Source organism: Streptomyces glomeratus (assembly GCF_021462825.1).
Classification (GTDB): domain Bacteria; phylum Actinomycetota; class Actinomycetes; order Streptomycetales; family Streptomycetaceae; genus Streptomyces; species Streptomyces glomeratus.
Window position 1 is genome coordinate 43,987 of sequence record NZ_JAKEEB010000024.1, and the last position, 21,990, is coordinate 65,976.

Sequence of the window (21,990 nt, forward strand, 5' to 3'; positions counted from 1 at the left end):
TCGCACCGACGACACGGAGAGGGCGCGGCCCTGCGCGCCCTCTCGTTCTTGTGACCGAGGAGCAGCCATGAGCACCGAGCCCACGACCTCCCCGGCAACCGAGGACGACGGGACGGTCCCCCCGCCGCCGCCCTTCGACCCGGAGCTGGCGGCCGCTCTGGAACCGATCGCCGGGCGGCTGTCGCCGGGGTTCCTGCCCGAGGCGATCCCGGAGATGCGGGCGGGCGCCCTCGTGGAACCGCCCTCGGACGAGGACCTGAGCCGTGACGGCACCTTCGAGGTCGAGGAGCGCGCGGTACCGGGGCCGGCCGGAGCCCCGGACGTGTCCCTGCTCGTCTGCCGGCCGACGGGCGCGAGCCGCCCGCTGCCGGCCGTCTACTGCATCCACGGCGGCGGGATGATCCTCGGCAACAACCGGGCGGGCGTGGACGAAGCACTCGACTGGGCCGGGGAACTGGGGCTGGCGGTGGTCTCGGTGGACTACCGGCTGGCCCCCGAGCACCCGCACCCGGCCCCGGTCGAGGACTGCTACGCGGGCCTGAGGTGGATCGCCGGGAACGCGGAGGAACTCGGTATCGACCCGCAGCGGATCGTCATCGCCGGCAGCAGCGCCGGCGGGGGCCTGACCGCGGCACTCGCCCTGCTCGCCAGGGACCGCGGCGGCCCGGCCCTGTTCGGGCAGATGCTGCTGTGCCCGATGCTGGACGACCGCAACGACTCGGTCTCCGCCCGGCAGATGGCCGGACGCGGCATGTGGGACCGTACCGCGAACGAGACCGGCTGGGGCGCGCTGCTCGGCGACGCGCGCGGCGGTCCGGACGTGCCGCCGTATGCCGCACCGGCGCGGGCCACCGAACTGTCCGGGCTCCCGCCCGCCTTCATCGACGTCGGCTCCGCGGAGACCTTCCGGGACGAGGACGTCGCCTACGCCACCCGGATCTGGCAGGCGGGCGGCCGCGCCGAACTCCATGTCTGGCCGGGAGGGTTCCACGGGTTCGACGGGCTCGCGCCGCAGGCCGCGCTCTCCCGGGAGGCCCGGGCGGCCCGGATCCGCTGGCTCCGGCGGCTGCTGGGCTGCTGAGCCGGGAGGGCGAGCCGTGCTCAGCGCAGGGAAGCCGCGCCGGGACGCACCGCTCCCGCGCTCTCCAGGTACCGGTGGAGGGAGGCCTTCAGCGCGGCGACGAAGGCGTCGCGGGTCCGGCCGGGTACCAGGTCGAGGGACAGATAGGGGTTGAGGTCCTCCAGCTCGACCAGCAGCAGGTCCCCGTCCCGGGTGCGGCAGGCGTCCACGCGCTGGATGCCGTGGTCGAGGGTGTTCCAGTCGATGAAGCGCCGGGCGAAGGCCAGATCGGCGTCCGTGGGCTCGTAGGGTTCGAGGACCCAGCGCCGCTCGGGGTCCGGGGCGTGCAGCGCGTACTGGAAGGCGTCGTCGACGTAGTAGAACGAGACCTCGTAGCGGAAGTCGATGCGCGGCTGGACCAGGAGGTCGCCCCAGGTGACCTCCGCCAGCCGGGGGCGGGGCACGAAGTCCAGGCCTATGGAGTCAGCCCCCGCCTTCGGCTTGACGGCGTACCGGGCCGCCTCTGGCAGCCGGCCGAGGTCCTCGGGGCGGTCCACGGTGGGGATCACCGGGAATCCGGCCGCGGTCAGCTCGAGCAGATACCGCTTGCCGGCCATGTCGGCCCGCCCGGTCAGCGGGTTGTACACCCGGGTGCCGTGCGCGGCGGCCCGGGCGCGGAAGGCGTCGTAGGCCTCCTGGTAGTGGAGCACCGGTCCGCTGTTGCGCACGACGACGGCGTCGAAGCCGTCCATGAGCGCGGCCGCGTCCAGCGGATGGCACAGGGCGATGTCGAAGTCCGCGCGCAACCGGGACGACAGCTCGATGTCCTCGTCGCAGTAGCGCCGCCCCCGCGCCGGGTAGGCCAGGTCGGTCACGTACAGCAGGCGGGGGCGTGCGGGCATGGGCGTCTCCTCGGTCGTCGCCCCACAATCTAGTGTGCGCGGCGCGCAGGACGGGCGTGCCGTGCTCCGGCGGGCCCGGATGACACACTGGCCGCATGGAAGAGCGAGAATTCCGCAGGTCGGGGCAGCATGCGTCGGTCATCGGCCTCGGCACCTGGCAACTGGGAGCGGACTGGGGCGACGTCGACGACAAGGACGCCCACGACGTGCTGGAGGCGGCCGCCGAGTCGGGCGTGACGTTCTTCGACACCGCCGACGTGTACGGCGACGGGCGCAGCGAGCAGGCCATCGCCGCCTGCCTGCTGGGCAGGCCCGACCTGCACGTGCTGGTGGCGACCAAGATGGGGCGCCGCGTCGAGCAGATCCCGCAGAACTACGTCCTGGACAACTTCCGTGTCTGGAACGACCGTTCCCGGCGCAACCTGGGCGTCGACTGTATCGACCTGGTGCAGCTTCACTGCCCGCCGACACCCGTCTACTCCTCCGACGAGGTGTACGACGCCCTCGACACGCTGGTCGAGGAGGGCCGGGTCGCCGCGTACGGCGTGAGCGTCGAGACGTGCGCCGAGGCGCTCACCGCGATCGCCCGCCCGAATGTGGCGAGCGTGCAGATCATCCTCAACCCGTTCCGGATGAAGCCGCTGGGCGAGGTGCTCCCGGCCGCGCTGGAGGCGGGTGTCGGCATCATCGCCCGGGTGCCGCTCGCCTCCGGCCTGCTGTCGGGGAAGTACACCAAGGACACGGTCTTCGCCGCGAACGACCACCGCTCCTTCAACCGCCACGGGGAGGCCTTCGACCAGGGCGAGACCTTCTCCGGCGTGGACTACGACACGGGCGTGGAGGCGGCGGCGGAGTTCGCCGCGCTCGCCCCCGAGGGCTTCACCCCGGCCCAGACGGCGCTCGCCTGGATCATTCAGCAGCCCGGCGTGACCACGGTGATCCCCGGCGCCCGTTCGGTGGATCAGGCCCGCGCCAACGCGGCGGTCGCCAAGCTGCCCCCGCTGTCCCGGGAGACACTCGACGCGATCGGGGACCTGTACGACCGGCGGATCAAGGCTCAGGTGGAGCACCGCTGGTAGGGGCCGCCCGGCGGACCGGTCGTCAGCCGGCGAGCGGCCGGGCCCTCGAGGCCGGAGCAGCCGCCGGGCCGTCCTCGCCGGGCGGTCGTCAGGCGGTCAAGGCGGAGCGGCCGGCGCGGATCGTGCCCCGCGCCGCGGCCCGTACCCGGTAGGTGGTCTTGGCCCGGTCCACCACGGGATCGCCGAGCACGATCCGCCCGGCCACGAGCAGCGCGTCGCACTCGTCGGTGGGCAGTGCCGTATGACGGCCGCCGGACTGCCAACAGCCGTACCGGCGGCGCCCGTCGGCATGCACGGTGAGGAAGACCGGCAGGCGCTGGTCCATGATCAGGCGCAGCACTTCGGCAGCACGGACACTGAGCCGAGGGCGCGTCATGGTGGGTCAGCCTTTCGGGGGCACGGGCGGGCGGTCCTCCCGCCCCGGTCGCGATGATCTTTACCCGCATTGTTGCCGAGTGCACTGACAGCGCGCATCCGGCGTGCCGGGGACTGCCCCTGGAGTCAACGTCCCGGTCCCGACAATGTGATGACCTTCACCCTGATGTGGCGGAAAGTGATGAATTCCTTACGGGCGAGGGACGTTAAAAGTTGTGAAGAGGCAACTTTGTACCGTGGAGGTTTTCCGTGCGACCGTTCACCCTCAACTACGCCGTCCCCCAACGGGTTCCGGCTGTGGTGACGCCTTACCACTACGACGCGTCCCGGCAGTTGAACGTGCTGCCCGACGGCCGTCTCGCCGTGAGTGACCGGGCGCTGCTCCACGCGGCCGGTACGACGACGTCCACCGCCGGCTCCCAGACGCACTTCGACGACTGACGGCCCTACCCGGATGACGGTCCTCATCCTCACGTCCGAGCAGGACGTGACCGCCGACATGGTGGTGGCCCAGCTACAGGAGCGGGGCGTTCCCGTGATGCGCCTGGATCCCGCCGATCTCCCCGGCAAGGCGGTGCTGTCCGCCGACTACGCCCACGGCGACTTCGACGGCCATCTCTCGGTCAACGGGCACGTCCTGAGCATGGCCGGTCTGCGCTCGGTGTGGGTGCGCAGGCCGGGTGAGCCCGCGGCGCACGCCGCGGAGGCCTCCGCGTGGCTGACCGCCGAGACCCGGCAGGCCCTGTACGGCATGCTCTACTCGGCCTCGACCCGTTGGATGAACCACCCCCGCAACGCCGACCAGGCCCGCTACAAGCCGTGGCAGTTGCGGATCGCCCATCTCAGCGGCTTCGCCGTGCCGCCCACCGTCATCACCACCGCCCCGCGCGTCGCCCAGCAGTTCGCCGAGGAGTACCGGGACGTGGTCGTGAAGTCGGCCTCTGGGCCGCCGCCGGACGATCCCGGGCTCGCGCTGCCCACCACGCTCATCGGACCCGACACCGACTTCTCGGCCGTGGCGGCGGGTCCCGCCCTGCTCCAGCGCTATGTCCCCAAGCGCGCCGACATCCGGCTGACCTGTGTCGGCACCCGGCTGTTCGGCGCGCGCAAGAGGGCCGCGCCGGGACAGATCGACGGCCGGTACGGCGACACCGGGTACCACTGGGAGGCCACGGCGGTGCCGGAGCGCGTCGTGAAGTCGGTGCACGAGTACCTCACGCTGTCCGGACTCGCCTACGCGGCCTTCGACTTCGCCGAGGACGAGGAGGGGCTGTGGTGGTTCCTGGAGTGCAACCAGGGCGGGCAGTTCGGCTTCATCGAACTGGAGACGGGGCAGCCGATCGCCGAGGCGGTCGCCCTGTGGCTGGCTCGGCGGACGCCGGACCGCCGCCTTCCGGAGAGCCGCCGGTGATCCGCGCCGCCGGGGCGCAGGAGTGGGCACACCAAGCCCCGGGACGACGGACCGGGCGCGCCGTCACCGCTCCGTCGGGCGGAAGGATCGCAGGATCACGTCCAGGGCCTGCCGGTCGGCGGCGCTGTCCGCGTCGGCGGCCGGAGTCGTCCAGCGCAGGGAGAAGCCGCGGCCGCCTCCGGTGAGGAAGCCGCGGCCGAAGGTGCGCACCCGGACGCCGTCCACCGTGGACAGCCACACCATGTCGGCGCCCTGGTAACCCTGGTATGTCACGGCTCGGATGGTGCCCACGCGGGCGTAGTCGCCGTAGGCGCTCCGGAGGGACGGCTCCAGGTCCCGCCAGACCGCGACCGGGTCCTGGCCGAGACGTACGCCTTCGGTGACCGTCAGCGTGCGCGGATCCCCGCTCGCACCGAAGGTCACTCTGTAGGTGTCCTGGGCCGCCTGGTACGTGCGCAGGCGCTTCCACCCCCGCGGCAGGTCGACGGAGAAGCCCTCGGGGGCGACCAGGCGGTTGAAGCCGCCATTCGCATCGCCGGAAGCGCCCGACGGGGAGGGGGTCGCCGTCCCGCCCGTCGCCGGAGGGCTGGTTCCGCGGTCGGCGCTGTCGCCGGTCGGGGCCGCCGACGCGGAGGGCGCGCCGGAACGGGACGGCTGCGCACCGGCCGAAGGCGTGCCGCCGGGCCGGCCCGCCGTGACGAGGACGGCGACCGACGAGGCGGCGACCACCAGAACCGCCCCCGCCAGTACCGACCGGCGCACGGCCGGACTGCTCCAGACCCGTCCCGCCCGGTGCGCCACCAGCCACGCACTGCCGAAGCGTGGTGTCAGCGTCTGGGGAGCGGGGGTTTCCACGTCGTCGTTCAGGATGCGCATCAGGGAGGCACGCACCACCGGCTCCGGAACCCGCTCCAGGGCGTCCCGGCGCAGCAGCCCCGTCACGGCCGGGGCGAGCGGGCCGGCGTTCACCGGTGAGCGCAGCGGCAACCGGTCGACCGCCCGCAGCGTCGCCTCGGCGGGCCCCCGGTCCTTGAACGGCGGACGGCCCTCCGTCATCGCGTACAGAAGCGCGCCCAGCGCCCACTGGTCGGCCTCCGGACCGGCGGTGGACCCGCGGGCCTGTTCCGGGGCGGCGTACGACGGTGCGCTGATCCGCTGGGTCACGGACGCGCCGATCAGTCCGAACCCGGTCACCACGACGCTGCCGTCCTCCCGCACGAACACCTGACCGGGGCTGAGGTCGCCGTGGGTCACGCCCCTGCGGTGGGCGGCCTCCAGCACGTCCAGAATGCCGAGGCCGATCCGGGCCGCCCGGACGTAGTTGAGGGGGCCGCGGGCCAGCAGCTCGCCCAGCGGTGTGCCCTCTATCCGTTCCGTCACGGTCCACAGGACACCGTTGTCCTCGACCGCGTCGAGGACGGTGGCGACCCCGGCCGGGCACAGCAGTTGCATGGCCTCCGACTCGCGCAGGATCCGGGTCACCGTGCGGCGCGCGCCGGCCTCGGGACGCAACAGAGCGAGCCGCGACCCGACGAGCGTGACCGGCCGCCCGAACTCCAGGTCCTCGGCCAGAGCGACGGTACGTCCCTCCTCCTGGTGGACGACCTCGAGCGTCCGGTACCGTCCGGCGATCAACTCCCTGGTGGAGACCTGCCCCTGGTCCATCGTCATCCCTCGCTGCGCACCGGACTCTCCCGTTTCCCGGATGTACGGCGGACGTGACGGTGGGTGTTCAAAGGAAGGCGATTTCTCCGCACAGGATTTCGTCCGGCGTGTGTGCGCAGCCCGCGCATACGCTCACACGTGCGAAAATGCGTCCCGGGGACTACCGGTCGGTAAGTTACCGAGGGTTACCAACCGCGGTCGAGCCGATGTACGACTCCGCGAACGCGGCCGCCGCGGCGGGCGAGTGGAACAGCCGCCGCAGCCGGGCCGACGCGTTGCCCGCGCGGAACGGATCGCCGGACGAGGGACCGTGCAGCAGCTCGGCGAACCACTCCGAGAACTCCTGGTACTCCCATACCCGTCGCAGACAGGCCGCCGAGTAGCCGCGCAGTCCGCCGGTCTCGCCCGTGCGGTGGTAGGCGACCAGTGCATCGGCGAGCAGCAGCGCGTCGTGCAGGGCGAGGTTCATGCCCTTCGCCGCGATCGGGGCGACGAGGTGGGCGGCGTCGCCCGCGAGGAACAGCCTCCCGTACGCCATCGGCTGCACCACGTAGTTGTGCATGTCGAGGACCCGCTTCTCGATCAGCCGGCCCTCGGTCAGCGGCGCCGCCCCCGCCGCGGACAGCCGCGTGTGCAGCTCGGACCAGACGCGTTCGTCCGGCCAGTTCTGCGGGTCGTCGCCGGGCGGGCACTGGAGGTAGTAGCGGGTGACCTGCGGACCGCGGGCCATGTGCGCGGCGAAACCACGGGGATGGACCCCGAAGACGACGCAGTCGGACGACGGTGGCGCCTCGGCGAGCAGCGCCAGCCAGCCGACCCCGTAGTCGAGCCGCGAGAGGTGGGTGCGCCCCGGCGGCAGCGCGGCCCGGCTCACCCCGCGGGCGCCGTCGCAGCCTGCGACGACATCGCAGTCGATCCGGCGGCGTACGCCCGAGTCCGGATCGGTGTACGACACCGACGGCCGCTCGGTGCCGATGTCGTGCAGCTCCACGTCGCGCACCTCGAAGCGGATGTCACCGCCTTTGACGTCCGCGTACTCCCGCACCAGGTCGGTGACGAGCAGCGGCTGGGGGTACACGAAGTGGTGGTGGCCGGAGATCTCCGTGTAGGGGAACCGGTGGCGTTCGCCGTCGACACGGAACTCGCAGGTGCTGTGTGTCGGCGCCCGCTCCAGCAGGCCCTCGGCGAGCCCGTGCCGCTCCAGTGCCCGCACCGCCCACTCCTCCAGGAAGCCGGCCCGGGGCCGCTGCTCGATGAAGTCCCGGCTCTCGGCCTCCAGGACGACACAGCCGACGGAGGCGTCCCGCAGGACGTTCGCAAGAGTCAGCCCGGCCGGGCCCGCGCCGACGATGACGACGGGCGCGCGCGGCTCGGAGGAGGGCAGGGCGGTGGGGGAGGAGTCGATCATCCGCTCATTATGGCGGCGTACCGTCAACCCGGCCCGGGCGCGCCCCCGTTGCCCGGATCAGTGCAGGGCCTCCCGCAGCGCGGGCAGCAGCTCCTTGGCCGACCAGTCGATGAACTCGCTCTGGCTGTCACCGCCGACCTGCACCAGCGCGATCTCCGTGAACCCGGCCTCGGCGTAGGGGCGTACTGCCTCGGCGAAGTCCGCCGGATCGTCGCCGCACGGGATCGAGGAGGCGACGTCCTCGGGCCGGACGTACTGCGTGGCCGAGGCGAAGGAATCCGGGTGCGGCAGCTCGGAGTTGACCTTCCAGCCGCCGCCGAACCAGCGGAACTGCTCGTGCGCCCGCCGTACGGCGGCGTGCCGGTCCCGGTCGTAGCAGACCGGCAGCTGCCCCACCCGGGGCTTGCCCTTGCCGCCGTGCCGGTCGAAGGAGTCGAGCAGATCCCGCTTCGGCTCGGTGGCGATGACGAGGTCGGCGAGGCGGCCTGCCAGGGCGCAGGACCGCTCGCCGGACACGGCGATGCCGATCGGCGGCGGCTCGTCCGGCAGGTCCCACAGCCGGGCCGAGTCCACGCCGAAGTGCCTGCCGCGGTGGCTTACATGGCCGCCGCCGAACAGGTCGCGGATGATGCCGACCGCCTCTTCCAGCATCTCGTGACGCACCTCGGCCGACGGCCAACCACGGCCGACCACATGCTCGTTGAGGTTCTCGCCGGAACCGAGGCCCAGCCGGAACCTGCCCTGCGACAGCAGTTGCATGGTGGCGGCCTTCTGGGCCACCACCGCCGGGTGGTAGCGCACGCTGGGGCAGGTCACATACGTCATCAGCGGGATCCTCGAGGTGGCCTGCGCGGCGGCGCCCAGCACACACCATGCGTACGGCGAGTGCCCCTGCTCCCGCAGCCACGGGAAGTAGTGGTCCGAGGTCACGGAGAAGTCGAAGCCGGCCTCCTCGGCCCGCACCACATGGTCGACCAGCTCACGCGGGCCCGCCTGTTCCGTCATCATCGTGTATCCGATGTGCACCATATGTGCGCGAGTTCCCGGTCGGCGCACACGAAAACCGGACAGCGGGACCACCTTCCCTGGGGATCCCTTTCCGACGGGATCATGGACATGCCCGGCCCCGGACCGGAAGGATGGCGGATACAGCCAACCGCGAACCTCAGCCGTGCCCCACCACCCGCGACCGCCAGGAGGCCCGCCGGATGAGCGCCCGTCCGTTGCCCGTCAGCACACCCGCCGAGCAAGGAGTCGACGCCCGCGGGGTCCAGGCGTTCCTCGACGTGGTCGAGGCGGCACCCGACATCGAGCCGCACAGCCTCATGATCCTCCGTCACGGCCGCCTGGTGGCCTCCGGCTGGTGGGCGCCGTACGCCGCCGACCGCCTCCACCTGCTGTACTCGCTCAGCAAGAGCTTCACCTCGACGGCCGCCGGAGTGGCCCTCGCCGAGGGGCTCATCGACCTCGACGCACCCGTGATCTCGTACTTCCCGGAGTTCGCGCCCGAGATCACCGATCCGCGCAGCCGCGCCATGCTGGTCCGGCACCTCGCCTCCATGGCGAGCGGGCACCTCGCGGAGACCAACGACAGGGCGTTCGGAATCGACCGGGCCGAACCCGTGCGCGGCTTCCTGCTGATCCCGCCGGACCGGGATCCCGGCACCGTCTTCGCGTACAACCAGCCCGCGACCTACACGCTGGCCGCGATCGTCCAGCGCCGTTCGGGCCAGTCGCTCACCGAGTATCTGCGCCCGAGGATCCTCGATCCACTCGGCATCGGGGAGGTCGCCTGGCTCCAGCATCCGCGCGGCCGTGACCTCGGCTTCAGCGGACTGCACGCCACCACGGACGCCATCGCCCGGCTGGGCCTGCTGTACCTTCGGGACGGCGTCTGGGAGGGCAGGCGCCTGCTGCCCTCCTCCTGGGTCGCCGAGGCGACGCGCCCGCACATCTCCACCGCCGACGGCACGCCCGAGGGCGCCCGGTCCGACTGGCAGCAGGGCTACGGCTTCCAGTTCTGGACGTCGCGGTACGGATACCGCGGCGACGGGGCGTACGGCCAGTTCTGCGTCGTCCTGCCGCGGCACGACGCCGTGATCGCCACCACCGCGGCGACCGAGCAGATGCAGAAGCTGCTGGACGCGATGTGGCGCCATCTGCTGCCCGCGTTCGGGCCCGCCCCGCTGACGGGCCGCGACGACGAGGACAAGGCCCTCCAGCACCGGCTCGACCGGCTCGCCCTGCCCCCGGTCGCCGCCGACCCGGCGCCCCCGGCGGAATCCGGGCACTGGTCAGGGGCCCGCCTCACCCCCCGGGGCGGGCGCTGTGCCGCCCAGCCGGGCCTGACGGCGGTCGAGGTCTGCCGCCCGGACGACGGCTGGACGGTGACCCTCGTGGAGGGCGACGACCGCCTGGTCCTCCGTCTTCCCCGCTCCGGCTGGAGCGTCGACGACGGACCGGTCCCCACGGCCGTGAGCGGCGGCTGGACCAGCCCGGACACCCTGCGTCTCGACGTCCTGTTCCTGGAGACACCGCACCGCCTGACCGTGACCGCCACCCTCGACGCGGACACCCCCGACGCCGGCACCTTCACGGTCCGCTGGCACACGACACCCCTGCACGGCGGCCCGCTGCGCCGCAACCGGGCGCCCCGCGGCATCCGCCGCTGAACCCGCACACCCTTGCCCGTCCGCCTCCCGGACAGCGGCTGTCAGCAGCCGAGAGAGGCAGGCGGCACGCGGATGACCGCGGCGGTGACATTGTCCTCACCGCCCGCGTCCAGGGCCCGGCTCACCAGTGCGCGCGCATCGGCCAGCACATCCGGCTTCTGCCGCCCGAGCACCGTCAGCAGCCCGTCGGCGTCCGGGAGATGCCGCCACAGGCCGTCCGTGCACAGCAGCAGTCGGCCGGGCACCCGGGGCCGGTGCCCCCGCACCCGTGCGCTCACCGGCCCCGCGTCGGCGCCCAGCCAGGCGGTGAGGGCGTCGCGTTCACCCGTGTCGTCCTCGGACATCAGCAGGCCCGGCCCCTCGCCGGGCAGCCAGTAGGCCCTGCTGTCGCCCACCCAGGCGCTCCAGATCCCCTCCGGACCGGCGACACCCGCGACGAACGTGCAGGCGGGCGCGCCGTCCCGCGCGGCGGCCAGCGCGCTCACCGCCCGGCCCGCACGTCCGGCAGCCTCGGCGAGCGCCACCTCCGGCACCTCCCCTTCCCGCAACCGTGCGATCAGGGCCGCCGCCCCGGCTTTGGCGGCGACCCGGGCCGCACGCTCCGGGCGCGGTGCCGGGGACACCCCGTCACAGACCACCCCGACCGTCCACACCCCGGTGGCGGCCAGCGTCAGCGCGTCCGCGTTGACCTCCCGCCGGTGGCCCCGGTCGCTGACGCCCGCCGCGTCGCCGCCCACCGTGATCTCCACATGCCCGCGGAACGCCGGCTGTGGCGCGCCGCAGTGCCGACAGACACCGTCGGGCGCCACCGTGCCGCCGCACCGGACACATTCCGTGTTCATGGTCATCAGCCGGGAAACCCGTCACATCCGTACCGCCGCAGCCCCGGACCCGAAGCCGCCGACGGGCCGTCAGACGGTCCGCGCCTAGCCGAGCGCGTCCGGCCAGTTAGCCGGAACCCGCCCCGCGGGCCCCGGCACCGGCTGGTCGAGGGGGTGGCAGACCGGCTCAGCCAGCTCGGGTCCGGACTCGTACAACTCGGAGGTGGTGTAGTCCCAGAACCACTCCTCACCCGGCTCGAAACTGCGGATCAGCGGATGCCCGGTGGCACGGTGGTGGGCGGTCGCGTGCTTGGCGGGGGAGTCGTCACAACAGCCGATGTGCCCGCACTGCGCGCAGCGCCGCAGATGGAACCACCACCCGCCCGCCTCGTCGCACTCCACGCAGCCCGAGCCGCTCGGCGGGACGCTGGGGTCGATTCCGCTCGCTGTGGTCATGATGCCTCCACTGGTGTCTCGGAACCGGGTCGTGCCGCGGAGTCCTGCGGCGGGAGGTCGGACTCCGCGGCCGTGAGGGGCAGCCACACCTGGAACCGTGTGTCCCCCGGCTCCGAGTGGACCTCCAGACTGCCGTGATGCTTGTTGACGACGATGCGCCAGGAGATGTCCAGACCGAGCCCGGTGCCCTGGCCCACCGGCTTGGTGGTGAAGAACGGGTCGAAGATGCGGTTCCGGATCTCCTGCGGCACGCCGGGACCCGTGTCGCGGAACTCGACCAGCAACCGGTCCCGGTCGAGCGCCGTCCGCACGGTCAGCGTTCCCTCCCCGCCCCCGTCTTCCATCGCCGACACCGCGTTGTCGATGAGGTTCGTCCACACCTGGTTCAGCTCACCGGGGTAGGCCGGAACGCTCGGCAGGGTGCGGTCGTAGTCCTTGACCACGGTGATCCGGTTGCCGATCTTGCCGGAAAGCATCATCAGGGTGCTGTCGAGGAGTTCGTGCACGTCGGCCACCTGGTACGGCGCCCGGTCGAGCTGCGAGTACTGCCGCGCCGCGTTCACGAGGGTGGAGACCCGGGTCGTGGAGTCCTCGATCTCGTTCATGAGCAGCTCGGTCTCGACCGTGTAGTTGAGCCAGCGGAGCGCGCCTTCCAGGGTCCCCTCGTCGACGGCCGCCGCGATCCGGTCCAGCCAGTCGGTGTCGAGGCCCGCCTGCACGAAGGTCGGCGCGAGCTGCCAGGCGCTCTGGATGCCGTGGTCGTCCAGCCAGTCGCCGAGTGCGTCCTCGCGGTCGGACGCCTCCAGAGGGCTGAGCGGGACGGCCTTCGCCACCTGTTCCGCCGTCCGTTCCTGGATGTCCACCAGCGCCCGCAGCGTGTTCGGCTCGTACCGTCCGGCCGCGATCACCCCGAGCTTGTGCCGCATCCCGGCCACCCGCTCGCGCAGCGCCGAGGTGGCGCGCACGGCCGCCGCCGCCGGGTTGTTCAGCTCGTGCGTGAGACCCGCCGACAGGGAACCCAGCGCCAGCAGCCGCTCCCGCTGGTTGATGACCTGCTGGGTGTTCTTGCTGCCGAAGAACAATCCCTCCAGCAGATGCACCGCCATCGGGAACCAGTCCCGCATGACCGCGGCGAACGTCTCGGCGGGCAGGACGAAGAACCGCGAGGGCTCGGTGACCCGCATCGACCCGTTGTACTGGGCCGCCCGGGCCCGGTCGCCGAGGTACGCCTGGAAGGCGCCCGCGTACACACCGCGCTGCGAGGTCCGGCTGATCTCCACGTCGTCGGTGCCGACGCGGCGCGAGAGCACCACCGTGCCGTGCAGCAGAACGAAGAAGCAGGTGGCGGGCTCGCCCTCGGTGTACACCGGCCCCGGCTCGAACAGCTCCACCCGGCCTTCCCGGCACAGCCGCGCCAACTGGTCCTCGCTCAGCTTCTCGAACAGGAAGAGCGTCCTCAGCTCCGCCTGGTCGCAGGTCATCGGCTTCCCGCTCACGGCCGCTCCCCGGGCTGTGGGTTCATGACTGCTCCAGATACCGGTGGACGAGCATCACCGCCATCGCCCCCTCGCCCACCGCGGAGGCGACCCGCTTGGCGGACTCGGCGCGCGCGTCACCCGCCACGAACACGCCGGGGACATTGGTCTCCAGGTGGTACGGGGGCCGGTCCAGTTCCCAGTCCGGCGGCGGCTGCCCGTCGCAGGTCATGTCGGGGCCGGTGAGGATGAATCCGTGTTCGTCGCGCAGCACGGTCCCCTCCAGCCAGTCCGTGAGCGGAGCCGCCCCGATGAACACGAACAGCCACTGGGCGTCGACGAGTTCGGTCTCTCCGGTGGCCACGTCGCGCAGCGTCAGCTGCTCCAGACGGTCGGAGCCGTGCGCCTCCTCCACCACGGTGCGGGTGCGCACGACGATGTTGGGTGCCTCGGCGATCTGCTGGACCAGATAGTGCGACATCGACGCAGACAGCGACTCGCCCCGCACCAGCAGGGTGACCGACTTGGCGTTCCGCGACAGGTACATCGCCGCCTGACCCGCGGAGTTGGCGCCGCCGACGATGAACACGTCCATGCCGGAACAGGCCGGAGCCTCCGTCAGCGCGGAGCCGTAGAAGACCCCGCACCCCGTCAGTTTCAGCAGCCCGGGGGCAGCGAGCTGCCGGTACGACACACCGGTCGCCAGGATCACGCTGTGCGCGGCGATCGCGGGCCCGTCCGAGAACCGCACGATCCGCGCGGCCCCGTTGACCTCCAGGGCGGACACCTCCCGTGCGGTGAGGATCTCCGCGCCGAACTTCTTGGCCTGCCGTCGCGCCCGGTCGGTCAGCTGCGCGCCCGACACGCCGTCGGGGAAGCCGAGATAGTTCTCGATGCGGGAGCTCTGCCCGGCCTGGCCGCCGGTCGCGGACCGCTCCACCAGAAGCGTCCGCAGTCCCTCCGACGCCCCGTACACCGCGGCCCCGAGCCCGGCGGGCCCACCGCCGATCACCACGAGGTCGTAGAACTCCGCGGTCGGCGTCGTCGCCAGCCCCACATGTGCCGCGAGCTCCGAGTCCTCCGGTGCCACCAGCGCGGTGCCGTCCGAGGTGACGACGAGCGGCAGCCGCTCCCCGTCCTGTCCCGCCGCCGCCAGCAGCCGCCCGCCCTCCGGCGTGTCGACCGAGTACCAGCGGTAGGGCACCTGGTTGCGGGCCAGGAACTCCCGTACCTTCGAGGACTGCGCCGACCACCGGTGCCCCACCACCTTGGTGGTGGGAACCGGCCGGTAGTCGGAGGTCCGCCATGCCTCGAGCAGGTCGTCCAGGACCGGGTAGAGCTTCTCCTCCGGCGGATCCCACGGCTTGAGGAGGTAGTGGTCGAGGTCGATGATGTTGATGGCGTCGATGGCCGCGCCGGTGTCCGCGTACGCCGTCAGCAGCACCCGCCGGGCGCCGGGATAGACGTCCAGGGCCTGTTCCAGGAACTCGATGCCGTTCATCTCCGGCATCCGGTAGTCGGCCATGATCACGGCCACCAGGTCGCCGCGCAGCTTCAGCTCCCGCAGCGCCTCCAGCGCGCTCTCGCCGGACTCGGCCCGCACGATGCGGTACGACTCGCCGTACCGGCGGCGCAGATCGCGGGCCACGGCACGCGACACCCCGGGGTCGTCGTCCACGGTCAGGATGACGGTCCGTGCAGCTGCGCTGGCAGCCTGTGCCATAAAGTCTCCCACCCCGAAACTCTTCGGCGTCCCGCCCATCGTATGTTCGATCGCCCGGTTTCGCTTCGGAAGCGGGGGCCTCGGAGCCGGTAGCGTTGATCGCCGGAGCGCGCACGAGGAGGCAGCCGTATGACCCGCCCCGTCACCGTGGGAGTGGACGGATCACCGGAGAGCGTCGCCGCGGCGGCCTGGGCGGCCCGGGAGGCCGTACGCCGCGACCTGCCGCTGCGGATCGTGCACGCCTGGCAGTGGCACTCCTACGACCTCGCCCCCAGCGCAGACCGGGAGGCCCAGGACGAGTGGGCGCGGCAGCTCCTCACGGAGGCCCGGCGCACGATCGCCGAGCGGCACCCTCGGCTGACGGTGACCGCCGAGGCCCCTGAGGGCGGCCCCGTGGACACCCTGGTCGCGGAGGCGGCCGAGGCGGAGCTGCTGGTGCTGGGCTCGCGCGGCCACGGCGCCCTGGTGGGCTTCCTGCTGGGCTCGGTGGGCCGGCAGGTGATCGCCGAGTCCGCCGGACCGGTGGTGCTCGTGCGAGCGGACGACCGGGCGGCCCCCGAGGCGGCAGGCCGGGAGATCGTCGTGGGCCAGCACGGGGACCCGGAGGACGGCGCGGCCGCGCTCGGGTTCGCCTTCGCGACCGCCGCGGCCCGGGGAGCGGCCGTGCGGGTCGTCCGGGCCTGGAGCCTGCCGCCCGTGTTCGCCTACAGCCCCGGCTCGTTGAAGCTGCTCGACGAGGCCGGCGGTATGGAACCGTACGAGCGGAAGGCACTCGAGGGGGCGCTGCGGCCCTGGCGCGAACGGTTCCCGGACGTGCCGGTGACCGAGCACGTGGAGATGGGCAGCGCGGGCGAGGTCCTGCTGTCCGCGGCGGCCGGCGCCCAGCTCGTGGTCGTGGGACGGCACACCGGTCTGCCCGTGGGACCGCGCATCGGCTCGGTGGCGCACGCGTTGCTGCACCACGCGCCCTGCCCGGTCGCGGTCGTCCCGCCCGCCGCCTGACCCCTCGCCGCGGCGGTCGTGCCCGCTCGCCGCGGCGGTCGTCCCGCTCCGCCGCTAAAGGGCGCGGTCCAGGAGGGCGAGGAGTTCCGTCCAGTGGCGTTCCGCCGCCTCGGCGCCGTAGGCGGAGGTGTCGGCCTGGGTGAAGCCGTGCCGGGCGCCCGGATAGACCTCGCACCGATGGCGCACCCCTGCCTCCGTCAGTGCCTTTTCGAGCCGCTCGATCTGCTCCGGCGGCAGCGAAGGGTCCCGGTCCGCGTGGCCGAAGTAGGCCTCCGCGGTGACGCGTCCGGCCACCAGATGCGGGCTGTCGGGGGAGTCGGTGGCCAGTCGCCCGCCGTGGAAGCCGGCCACGGCGGCGACCCGGTCCGGGTGGGTGCCGGCGGTGCGCAGCGCCAGCCGGGCACCCATGCAGTAGCCGGTGACGCCTACCGGACCATCGGCGGCCTCCGGGCAGTCGGCGAGCCGGCGCAGATAGGCGTCGGCATCGCGTTCGGCGGCCTGCGGGGTCAGTGCCCGCATGAACGGCATGATCTGCCGGAAGAGGTCCGGCCGCTCGGACGTGTCGATGAGGTCGGGCAGCTCCACCAGGGGCGCACGCCCGTGCCGGTAGAAGAGATTGGGGACGAGCACGGTGTAGCCGTTCCGGGCCAGGCGGTCGGCCATCGCCTTCAGCCGGGGGCGCAGTCCGAAGGCGTCCATGTACAGCAGGACCGCGGGGTGGGGGCTCCGGTCGTCCGGGTGGACCAGGTAGGCGTCGGCCGTGCCGTCCCGGGTGGGGATGTCCAGGGACGTGCCACGTGTGGCGGTCATGGGGGTCTCCTGCCTCTCGACAACCGGCCGACGGCGGACCGGCCGAGCCTGCTGACAACACCGTCCCGGCGGCGTCCGGCCGCCTGCGCGGGGCATTACCACGTGGCGGACCCTCGTGCCGAAACGTGCAGCCGCACCACGAGCACGGCGAGCGCGTCCCTCGGCACCGGGCAGCGGCCGCGCTAGAGGGCACCGACGTCGTCGACGTCGTCGATGCCTTCCGTGCCGTGGAGGCGTGTCGCGAGGAGGACCGCGATGTCGTCCGGGCGGTCCGCCGTGCGCCGGGCCGGTTCGATGAGCCGGTCCGCGATGCCCGTCAGGGAAAGGCTGCCCCGGCCGCCGGTGCCGTACTTCACGCTGGACAGTGCGGCGCGCAGCGCTTCGACCCCGTCGTCGATGTCGGCACCCGGCCGTTCCACCAGGCCGTCGGTGTACAGGGCGAGCACGGCACCGGGTTCCAGCCGCAGATGGGTCACCGGGTAGCGGGCCTGGGGGTCCACCCCCAGCACCAGTCCACCGGGCAGGTCCAGGACGTCGGTACGGCCGTCCGGGTGGCGCAGCAGGGGCAGCGGATGCCCGGCCCGCGCGGCCCGGGCGTGTCCCGTGACCGGGTCCAGCCGTACGTAGCAGCAGCTGGCGAACTGGCCCGGGTCGAGGTCGATCAGCAACCGGTTGGTGCCGCTCATCACCTGGTGCGGGGCGTGGTCGCCGAACGCGAAGGCCCGGACGGCGCTGCGCAGTTGTCCCATGGTGGCCGCGGCCTGCACCCCGTGCCCCTGGACGTCGCCGATGACCAGGGCCAGCCCGTCGCCCGCCTCGATGACGTCGTACCAGTCGCCGCCCACGTCCATGCCCTGGGTTCCGGGCAGATAGCAGCCCGCCGTCTCCACCTGCGGGTGGGTGGACAGCCGGTGCGGCAGCAGGGCCTCCTGAAGACCGCGCGCGAGGGCGGCCTCGGAGTCGTAGCGCTGTGCCCGCTCCAGGGCCTGGGCGATCAGCCCGGCCAGGGCGGTGAGCACCGTGCGCTCCTCGGCGCTGAAGGAGCGGGGCCGCTCGAAGCCGAGGATGCAGGAGCCGACCGGCCGCCCGGAGGCGATCAACGGCAGGAAGGCCCGGGAGCCCTCGGTGGTGTCCAGCGGGATGCCCGGATAGGCCGCAGCCAGCTGCTGCATCGACTCGAAGAACAGGGGGCGGCCCGTGGTGAGGGTCTCCACCCCCGGCAGTTTGGCGTCCAGCCCCACGCCCTCGAACTGCGACAGGAACCTGGGCGGGAAGCCCGTCTCCCAGGCGAGGTACAGATGCCGTTCCTGGAGCAGGTAGATGGCCAGCCGGCGCCCGCCGAACACGGGCAGCAGCTCCCGCATCACCACTTCGGAGACCTGGCGCGCGGTCACGGCCTCGGACAGGGCGATGGCGAGGATGATGGGGCGGTACACCGGTGCCGGCGCGTCCCATGCGTTCAGCGCATCCGCCGTCGGGACGGATGTCTCGGCCAGTGAGGGCGCCTCCGCGGTGTGACCGAGCGGTACCACCCGGCAGGTCAGGACATCCGCGCCCGGATACACCGACAGGGTGAGCCAATCGCCTTCGTTCTCCCCTTCGGTGCCCTCAGTGGGGCGGCGGACCTGGAAGTGCACGGGCTCCGGGGCCAGCAGAGCCGCCCGCAGGTGGTCCTCGTAGGCGGGCCGGTCCAGCCACGGCAGGGCGTACCAGAGGTGCCGGCCGACCAGCTCCTGGGCCGGGCGGCCGAGCAGGTCGGCGGCCCGCGGGTTGGCGTAGGTGATCAGGCCCATCCGGTCGAAGGCGAACACACCGTCGGGCAGCAGGTCCGTGGCTCCCTGTGCCGCCGGACCCGGTCCCGGATCGACCACGAGGCCGCCGACCCGGTGCGGCTCCGGCCCCGAGGTCTCGGCCCAGAACTCCAGCAGCCGTTGTCCGCCGTCCTTGGCCCGCGCCCGCAGCGGGCGGCGCGGCGGGCAGCCCGCGGCGGTCCCGCGCAGTGCCGTGAGCACCAGATACGAGTCGTCCGGGGACACCGCCTCGGCAAGCGCCTCGGGCGACCCGGCGAGGTCCTCCACGGCGCCCCCCGTCAGGTCGCGGAAGGTGTCGTCCCCGGTCACCGTCGCCTTGGCCGGGTCCCAGACGAAGTGCCCGATACGGCCCCGCAGCCGTGTGACGGCCGGGGGGCGCACGCACTGCGGGGGACCGTCCCACACCACGGGATCCCCGGCCTTCTCGAGGGCACCGAGGGCCTCGGCGAGGCGCTCCGCGGTCGCCGTCATCCGGTCCAGGTCCGGCAGGCCCTCGAGGGCTTCCTGCTCCGAGGGGCGCAGCACCATGAGGACGCCGTAGGTCGTCGTACCGCGCACCACGGGCACGTACACCGAACCGAAGCGGAACGGCAGTCCCGCCGCCAGCTGGGGGTACCGCCGCATCGTCTCGGTGGCGTCGTTGAGGACCACCGGGACACCGAGCCGGAAGGCGTCCGCGACGGGGAACGGCCGGTCCATGTGCAGCCGTGACCAGGGCCGGAACAGGGGCGCGGGCAGCCCGGCGAGCACGGCCAGACGCAGTACCCCTGGCGTGCTCGAGCGCAGGTACACGCCGCCCACCAGGCCGCCGGCGGCATGGATCGCGTCCGCCACGGCGCCGGTGAGCACAGCGGCCGTCCCGGGCGCGCTGTCCGCGCTCTCGGCGCTCCCTTGCATCGGTCTGCCCTCGTCCCGGGCCGTCGGGTCGGTAACACAGCAAGAATGCGCCGCATCGCCCCGCACGCGCATCCGGACGGCCACCCGGTTCCGGGGCGGGCACCGCACCGGCCGCGCGCGGCCCGGTCCCGGACACCGCGCCGGGGCCCGCACGCGGCTACGGGTGCCGAGAAATCCGGGCCGTGACGCGGGGACCTCGCCCGGCTCGGCCCGGGGACCTCGACCGGCTCGGCCCGGGGATCGGCCGGCGACGTCCGGGCGTGCTCCGGCCGGAGACCCGGCCGGCGAACGCTGTCCCGGTCCCGGTCCCGGCCCCAGGCGCGGGGGCGGGCCGGGGACTCGCACCCGGGACACGGGGAACGCGACGCCCGCTCACCTCACCCGCCGGAACACGTCGTCGGAGTCGTCCCAGGTAGGCAGCTCCTCCGTCCTCCGTTCCCGGGGAACGCGGGACGAGGACTGGTACATGGCGTCGATCTCCACCGCGTACCGGCGGGTGACCTCGTCCCTGCGCAGCTTCATCGACGGGGTCAGCAGTCCGCTCGCGACGTCGAAGGGCTCCGGCAGGACGCGGAAGACCCGGATCGACTCCAACCGGGAGACCGTGGCGTTGGCCGCGGCCACCGCCCGCGTGATCTCCTGCCGCAGCGCGTTCTCCTCCCGTGCCTCCCGGCCCGGCACCTCGTCCTGCGCGAACAGCCCACCGCGCCAGTGCGCCACGAACTCGGGATCCAGGGTGATGAGGGCACCCACACAGGGCCGGTTGTCGCCCACGACCACCGCCTGGTGAATGAGCGGATGCGCCCGCAGCCGCTCCTCCAGGGCCGCCGGAGCCACGCTCTTGCCGCCGCTGGTGACGATGATCTCCTTCTTGCGGCCCGTGATGGACAGATACCCCTCGGGGTCCAGGTGCCCGAGATCCCCCGTGGCCAGCCAGCCGTCGCGCAGCGCCATATGGGTGCCCGGATCGTCGTTGACATACCCCTGGAACACCGACGGCCCGCGCACCAGGATCTCCCCGTCGTCGGCCACCCGTACCTCGACGCCCGGCAGCGGGCGCCCGACGGTGCCGGTCTTCTCCCGCCCGACGGGCTGTGCGGTGATGCCTCCGCCCGTCTCGGTCAGTCCGTACCCGTCGTGGACGGGGATCCCGATACCTGCGTAGAACAGGGCGAGTTCGCGGTTCAGCGGTGATCCGCCGGAGGCGGCTCCGCATACCCGGCCGCCCAGTGCGGCACGCAGCTTCCGGTACACCGCCTTGCCGTACAGGGCGTGCTGAAGCCTCAGATCGATGCCGGGGCCGTGCCCGGCCCCCATCCGCTGCCGCTCGAGAGCCAGGGCGTAGTCCTGCGCCGTGCGCACGGCCCGCTCGAACAGCGCGCCGCGGCCCGCCTGCTGGGCCGCGCGCAGGAAATTCTTGTACAGCTTCTCGAAGACGAACGGGACCGCGTACAGATACGTGGGGCGGAAGGTCTGGAAGGACGACGCCAGGGCGTCCGCGTTCAGGTCGGGCTCATGGCCCATGAGCAGTCCGCCCCGCAGGCACAGCCCCTGGATCATCAGACCGTACACATGGGAGAACGGCAGGAAGGCGAGGACGGCGGGCTGCTCGCCGGGCGGTGCGCCGGTGTGCCCCCAGCCCTCCAGCAGCGTGTCGCAGGGGCTGGCCAGATTGCGGTGGCTGAGGGCGCAGCCGCGGGGACGGCCGGTCGTGCCGGAGGTGTAGGCGACGACCGCGGTGGAGTCCGGCAGCACGATCCGGCGGAGCGAGTCGACGGTCGTGGCCGGCACCGGACGGCCCTTCTGCACCAGAGCCTCCAGCGCGCCCGCGTCCAGTTGCCAGACGTGCCGCAGCCGGGGCAGGGAGGCGCAGACCGACCCGACGGTCATGATGCCCGGCTCGTCCTCGACGACCACCGCGACGCAGCCCGCGTCCTTGAGGATCCACTCGACCTGTTCGTGCGAGGACGTCGGGTAGATCGGCACGACCTCGGCCCCGATCGCCCACAGCGCGCAGCTGAACAGGGTCCACTCGTAGCGGGTGCGCGCCATGACGGCCACGCGGTTGCCGGGGCGGATGCCCGAGGCGATGAGTCCCTTGGCCAGAGCGACCACTTCGTCACGGAGTTCGCCCGCCGTCATCCGGGTCCAGGCCGTGCCCGCCGGACCCAGGCGGCGGGCGATCGCCGGCAGGCCGGGGTCCTGGTTGGCCCGGTCGAAGACACTGTCGACGAGCCCTCCCGACATGACCGGTCCTGACGCCGTCGCCGGGGCGGCCGCCCGGGCGTTCCCGAAGTCGCGCATGCGCCGTTTCCGAGCCTTCCTGCCACGCCGCCGACGGGTGCGGGGTCGGCGGGGCTCGAATCTAGCCCAGGTTGCCGCCCGACGTTAGGGGAACCGGCAAGGAACCGACGCCGAACCGC

At 72.8% G+C, this 21,990-nt stretch carries 18 protein-coding genes; 6 read left to right on the forward strand and 12 right to left on the reverse strand.

The features are described from left to right. The first annotated feature begins 67 nt into the window (after positions 1 to 67). A complete protein-coding gene (locus LZ604_RS24515; RefSeq protein WP_234517612.1) occupies positions 68 to 1,081 on the forward strand; it encodes an alpha/beta hydrolase in 1,014 nt (337 codons plus the stop codon). Positions 1,082 to 1,101: 20 nt separating this feature from the next. On the opposite strand, the gene LZ604_RS24520 is transcribed toward LZ604_RS24515, so the two are convergent. Next, entirely contained in the window at positions 1,102 to 1,962 is an 861-nt protein-coding gene (locus LZ604_RS24520; RefSeq protein WP_234517613.1) for an ATP-grasp domain-containing protein, read from the reverse strand. A gap of 95 nt (positions 1,963 to 2,057) precedes the next feature. Here LZ604_RS24520 and LZ604_RS24525 point away from each other — a divergent pair, with 95 nt between their 5' ends. Continuing rightward, positions 2,058 to 3,041 carry an aldo/keto reductase gene (locus LZ604_RS24525; RefSeq protein WP_234517614.1) on the forward strand — a complete coding sequence of 328 codons (984 nt, stop codon included), beginning with the start codon at positions 2,058 to 2,060 and terminating at the stop codon, positions 3,039 to 3,041. A gap of 88 nt (positions 3,042 to 3,129) precedes the next feature. Here the strand turns inward: LZ604_RS24525 and LZ604_RS24530 are convergent, their stop codons facing one another. Beyond that, a complete protein-coding gene (locus LZ604_RS24530; protein WP_234517615.1) occupies positions 3,130 to 3,417 on the reverse strand; it encodes a hypothetical protein in 288 nt (95 codons plus the stop codon). Between the two features lie 248 nt (positions 3,418 to 3,665). Here LZ604_RS24530 and tgmA point away from each other — a divergent pair, with 248 nt between their 5' ends. Beyond that, positions 3,666 to 3,857, forward strand: coding sequence for a putative ATP-grasp-modified RiPP (gene tgmA / locus LZ604_RS24535; RefSeq protein WP_234517616.1), 192 nt, complete (start codon positions 3,666 to 3,668; stop codon positions 3,855 to 3,857). 13 nt (positions 3,858 to 3,870) lie between these two features. Further along, the gene (gene tgmB / locus LZ604_RS24540; protein WP_234517617.1) at positions 3,871 to 4,827 is read left to right on the forward strand and encodes an ATP-grasp ribosomal peptide maturase; all 957 of its coding nucleotides are present in this window, start codon (positions 3,871 to 3,873) and stop codon (positions 4,825 to 4,827) included. Positions 4,828 to 4,890: 63 nt separating this feature from the next. On the opposite strand, the gene LZ604_RS24545 is transcribed toward tgmB, so the two are convergent. The 3 genes from LZ604_RS24545 to LZ604_RS24555 all read right to left on the reverse strand — a co-directional run bounded on the left by LZ604_RS24545 (position 4,891) and on the right by LZ604_RS24555 (position 8,929). After that, positions 4,891 to 6,492 (reverse strand): serine/threonine protein kinase, encoded by a 1,602-nt coding sequence (locus LZ604_RS24545; RefSeq protein ID WP_234517618.1) that lies wholly within the window; start codon positions 6,490 to 6,492, stop codon positions 4,891 to 4,893. A 175-nt stretch (positions 6,493 to 6,667) separates the two neighbouring features. Continuing rightward, on the reverse strand, positions 6,668 to 7,900 hold the full coding sequence (locus LZ604_RS24550) for a 4-hydroxybenzoate 3-monooxygenase (protein WP_234517619.1): 1,233 nt from the start codon (positions 7,898 to 7,900) through the stop codon (positions 6,668 to 6,670). Positions 7,901 to 7,957: 57 nt separating this feature from the next. Further along, complete coding sequence (locus tag LZ604_RS24555; RefSeq protein ID WP_234517620.1) at positions 7,958 to 8,929, reverse strand: LLM class F420-dependent oxidoreductase; 972 nt, start codon at positions 8,927 to 8,929, stop codon at positions 7,958 to 7,960. A 179-nt stretch (positions 8,930 to 9,108) separates the two neighbouring features. Here LZ604_RS24555 and LZ604_RS24560 point away from each other — a divergent pair, with 179 nt between their 5' ends. Then, on the forward strand, positions 9,109 to 10,572 hold the full coding sequence (locus tag LZ604_RS24560) for a serine hydrolase domain-containing protein (protein ID WP_234517621.1): 1,464 nt from the start codon (positions 9,109 to 9,111) through the stop codon (positions 10,570 to 10,572). Between the two features lie 41 nt (positions 10,573 to 10,613). Here LZ604_RS24560 and LZ604_RS24565 read toward each other — a convergent pair whose 3' ends face one another. The 4 genes from LZ604_RS24565 to LZ604_RS24580 form a co-directional block, all read right to left on the reverse strand. After that, positions 10,614 to 11,414 carry a PP2C family protein-serine/threonine phosphatase gene (locus tag LZ604_RS24565; protein WP_234517622.1) on the reverse strand — a complete coding sequence of 267 codons (801 nt, stop codon included), beginning with the start codon at positions 11,412 to 11,414 and terminating at the stop codon, positions 10,614 to 10,616. An 84-nt stretch (positions 11,415 to 11,498) separates the two neighbouring features. After that, positions 11,499 to 11,849, reverse strand: a complete 351-nt coding sequence (locus LZ604_RS24570) for a UBP-type zinc finger domain-containing protein (protein ID WP_234517623.1) — start codon at positions 11,847 to 11,849, stop codon at positions 11,499 to 11,501. Then, a complete protein-coding gene (locus LZ604_RS24575) occupies positions 11,846 to 13,345 on the reverse strand; it encodes an ATP-binding protein (RefSeq protein ID WP_234517624.1) in 1,500 nt (499 codons plus the stop codon). The genes LZ604_RS24570 and LZ604_RS24575 overlap by 4 nt, the downstream gene beginning before the upstream one ends. Before the next feature lie 22 nt (positions 13,346 to 13,367). Next, positions 13,368 to 15,047: an NAD(P)/FAD-dependent oxidoreductase gene (locus LZ604_RS24580; RefSeq protein ID WP_234517625.1), complete on the reverse strand. Its 1,680-nt coding sequence runs from the start codon at positions 15,045 to 15,047 to the stop codon at positions 13,368 to 13,370. A gap of 129 nt (positions 15,048 to 15,176) precedes the next feature. Between LZ604_RS24580 and LZ604_RS24585 the strand changes: the two genes are divergently transcribed. Then, positions 15,177 to 16,049, forward strand: coding sequence for a universal stress protein (locus LZ604_RS24585; protein ID WP_234517626.1), 873 nt, complete (start codon positions 15,177 to 15,179; stop codon positions 16,047 to 16,049). 54 nt (positions 16,050 to 16,103) lie between these two features. Here the strand turns inward: LZ604_RS24585 and LZ604_RS24590 are convergent, their stop codons facing one another. The 3 genes from LZ604_RS24590 to LZ604_RS24600 all read right to left on the reverse strand — a co-directional run bounded on the left by LZ604_RS24590 (position 16,104) and on the right by LZ604_RS24600 (position 21,871). Further along, entirely contained in the window at positions 16,104 to 16,859 is a 756-nt protein-coding gene (locus tag LZ604_RS24590) for a dienelactone hydrolase family protein (protein ID WP_234517627.1), read from the reverse strand. Positions 16,860 to 17,041: 182 nt separating this feature from the next. Further along, on the reverse strand, positions 17,042 to 19,567 hold the full coding sequence (locus tag LZ604_RS24595) for a SpoIIE family protein phosphatase (RefSeq protein WP_234517628.1): 2,526 nt from the start codon (positions 19,565 to 19,567) through the stop codon (positions 17,042 to 17,044). Positions 19,568 to 19,939: 372 nt separating this feature from the next. After that, positions 19,940 to 21,871 (reverse strand): AMP-dependent synthetase/ligase, encoded by a 1,932-nt coding sequence (locus LZ604_RS24600; RefSeq protein ID WP_234517629.1) that lies wholly within the window; start codon positions 21,869 to 21,871, stop codon positions 19,940 to 19,942. Positions 21,872 to 21,990 lie beyond the last annotated feature (119 nt).

Coding starts and splice junctions, on each gene's coding strand:
- LZ604_RS24515 (WP_234517612.1), top strand. CDS start 68: ATGAGCACCGAGCCCACGACCTCCCCGGCAACCGAGGACGACGGGACG.
- LZ604_RS24520 (WP_234517613.1), bottom strand. CDS start 1,962: ATGCCCGCACGCCCCCGCCTGCTGTACGTGACCGACCTGGCCTACCCG.
- LZ604_RS24525 (WP_234517614.1), top strand. CDS start 2,058: ATGGAAGAGCGAGAATTCCGCAGGTCGGGGCAGCATGCGTCGGTCATC.
- LZ604_RS24530 (WP_234517615.1), bottom strand. CDS start 3,417: ATGACGCGCCCTCGGCTCAGTGTCCGTGCTGCCGAAGTGCTGCGCCTG.
- tgmB (WP_234517617.1), top strand. CDS start 3,871: ATGACGGTCCTCATCCTCACGTCCGAGCAGGACGTGACCGCCGACATG.
- LZ604_RS24545 (WP_234517618.1), bottom strand. CDS start 6,492: ATGGACCAGGGGCAGGTCTCCACCAGGGAGTTGATCGCCGGACGGTAC.
- LZ604_RS24550 (WP_234517619.1), bottom strand. CDS start 7,900: ATGATCGACTCCTCCCCCACCGCCCTGCCCTCCTCCGAGCCGCGCGCG.
- LZ604_RS24555 (WP_234517620.1), bottom strand. CDS start 8,929: ATGGTGCACATCGGATACACGATGATGACGGAACAGGCGGGCCCGCGT.
- LZ604_RS24560 (WP_234517621.1), top strand. CDS start 9,109: ATGAGCGCCCGTCCGTTGCCCGTCAGCACACCCGCCGAGCAAGGAGTC.
- LZ604_RS24565 (WP_234517622.1), bottom strand. CDS start 11,414: ATGAACACGGAATGTGTCCGGTGCGGCGGCACGGTGGCGCCCGACGGT.
- LZ604_RS24570 (WP_234517623.1), bottom strand. CDS start 11,849: ATGACCACAGCGAGCGGAATCGACCCCAGCGTCCCGCCGAGCGGCTCG.
- LZ604_RS24580 (WP_234517625.1), bottom strand. CDS start 15,047: ATGGCACAGGCTGCCAGCGCAGCTGCACGGACCGTCATCCTGACCGTG.
- LZ604_RS24585 (WP_234517626.1), top strand. CDS start 15,177: ATGACCCGCCCCGTCACCGTGGGAGTGGACGGATCACCGGAGAGCGTC.
- LZ604_RS24590 (WP_234517627.1), bottom strand. CDS start 16,859: ATGACCGCCACACGTGGCACGTCCCTGGACATCCCCACCCGGGACGGC.
- LZ604_RS24595 (WP_234517628.1), bottom strand. CDS start 19,567: ATGCAAGGGAGCGCCGAGAGCGCGGACAGCGCGCCCGGGACGGCCGCT.
- LZ604_RS24600 (WP_234517629.1), bottom strand. CDS start 21,871: ATGCGCGACTTCGGGAACGCCCGGGCGGCCGCCCCGGCGACGGCGTCA.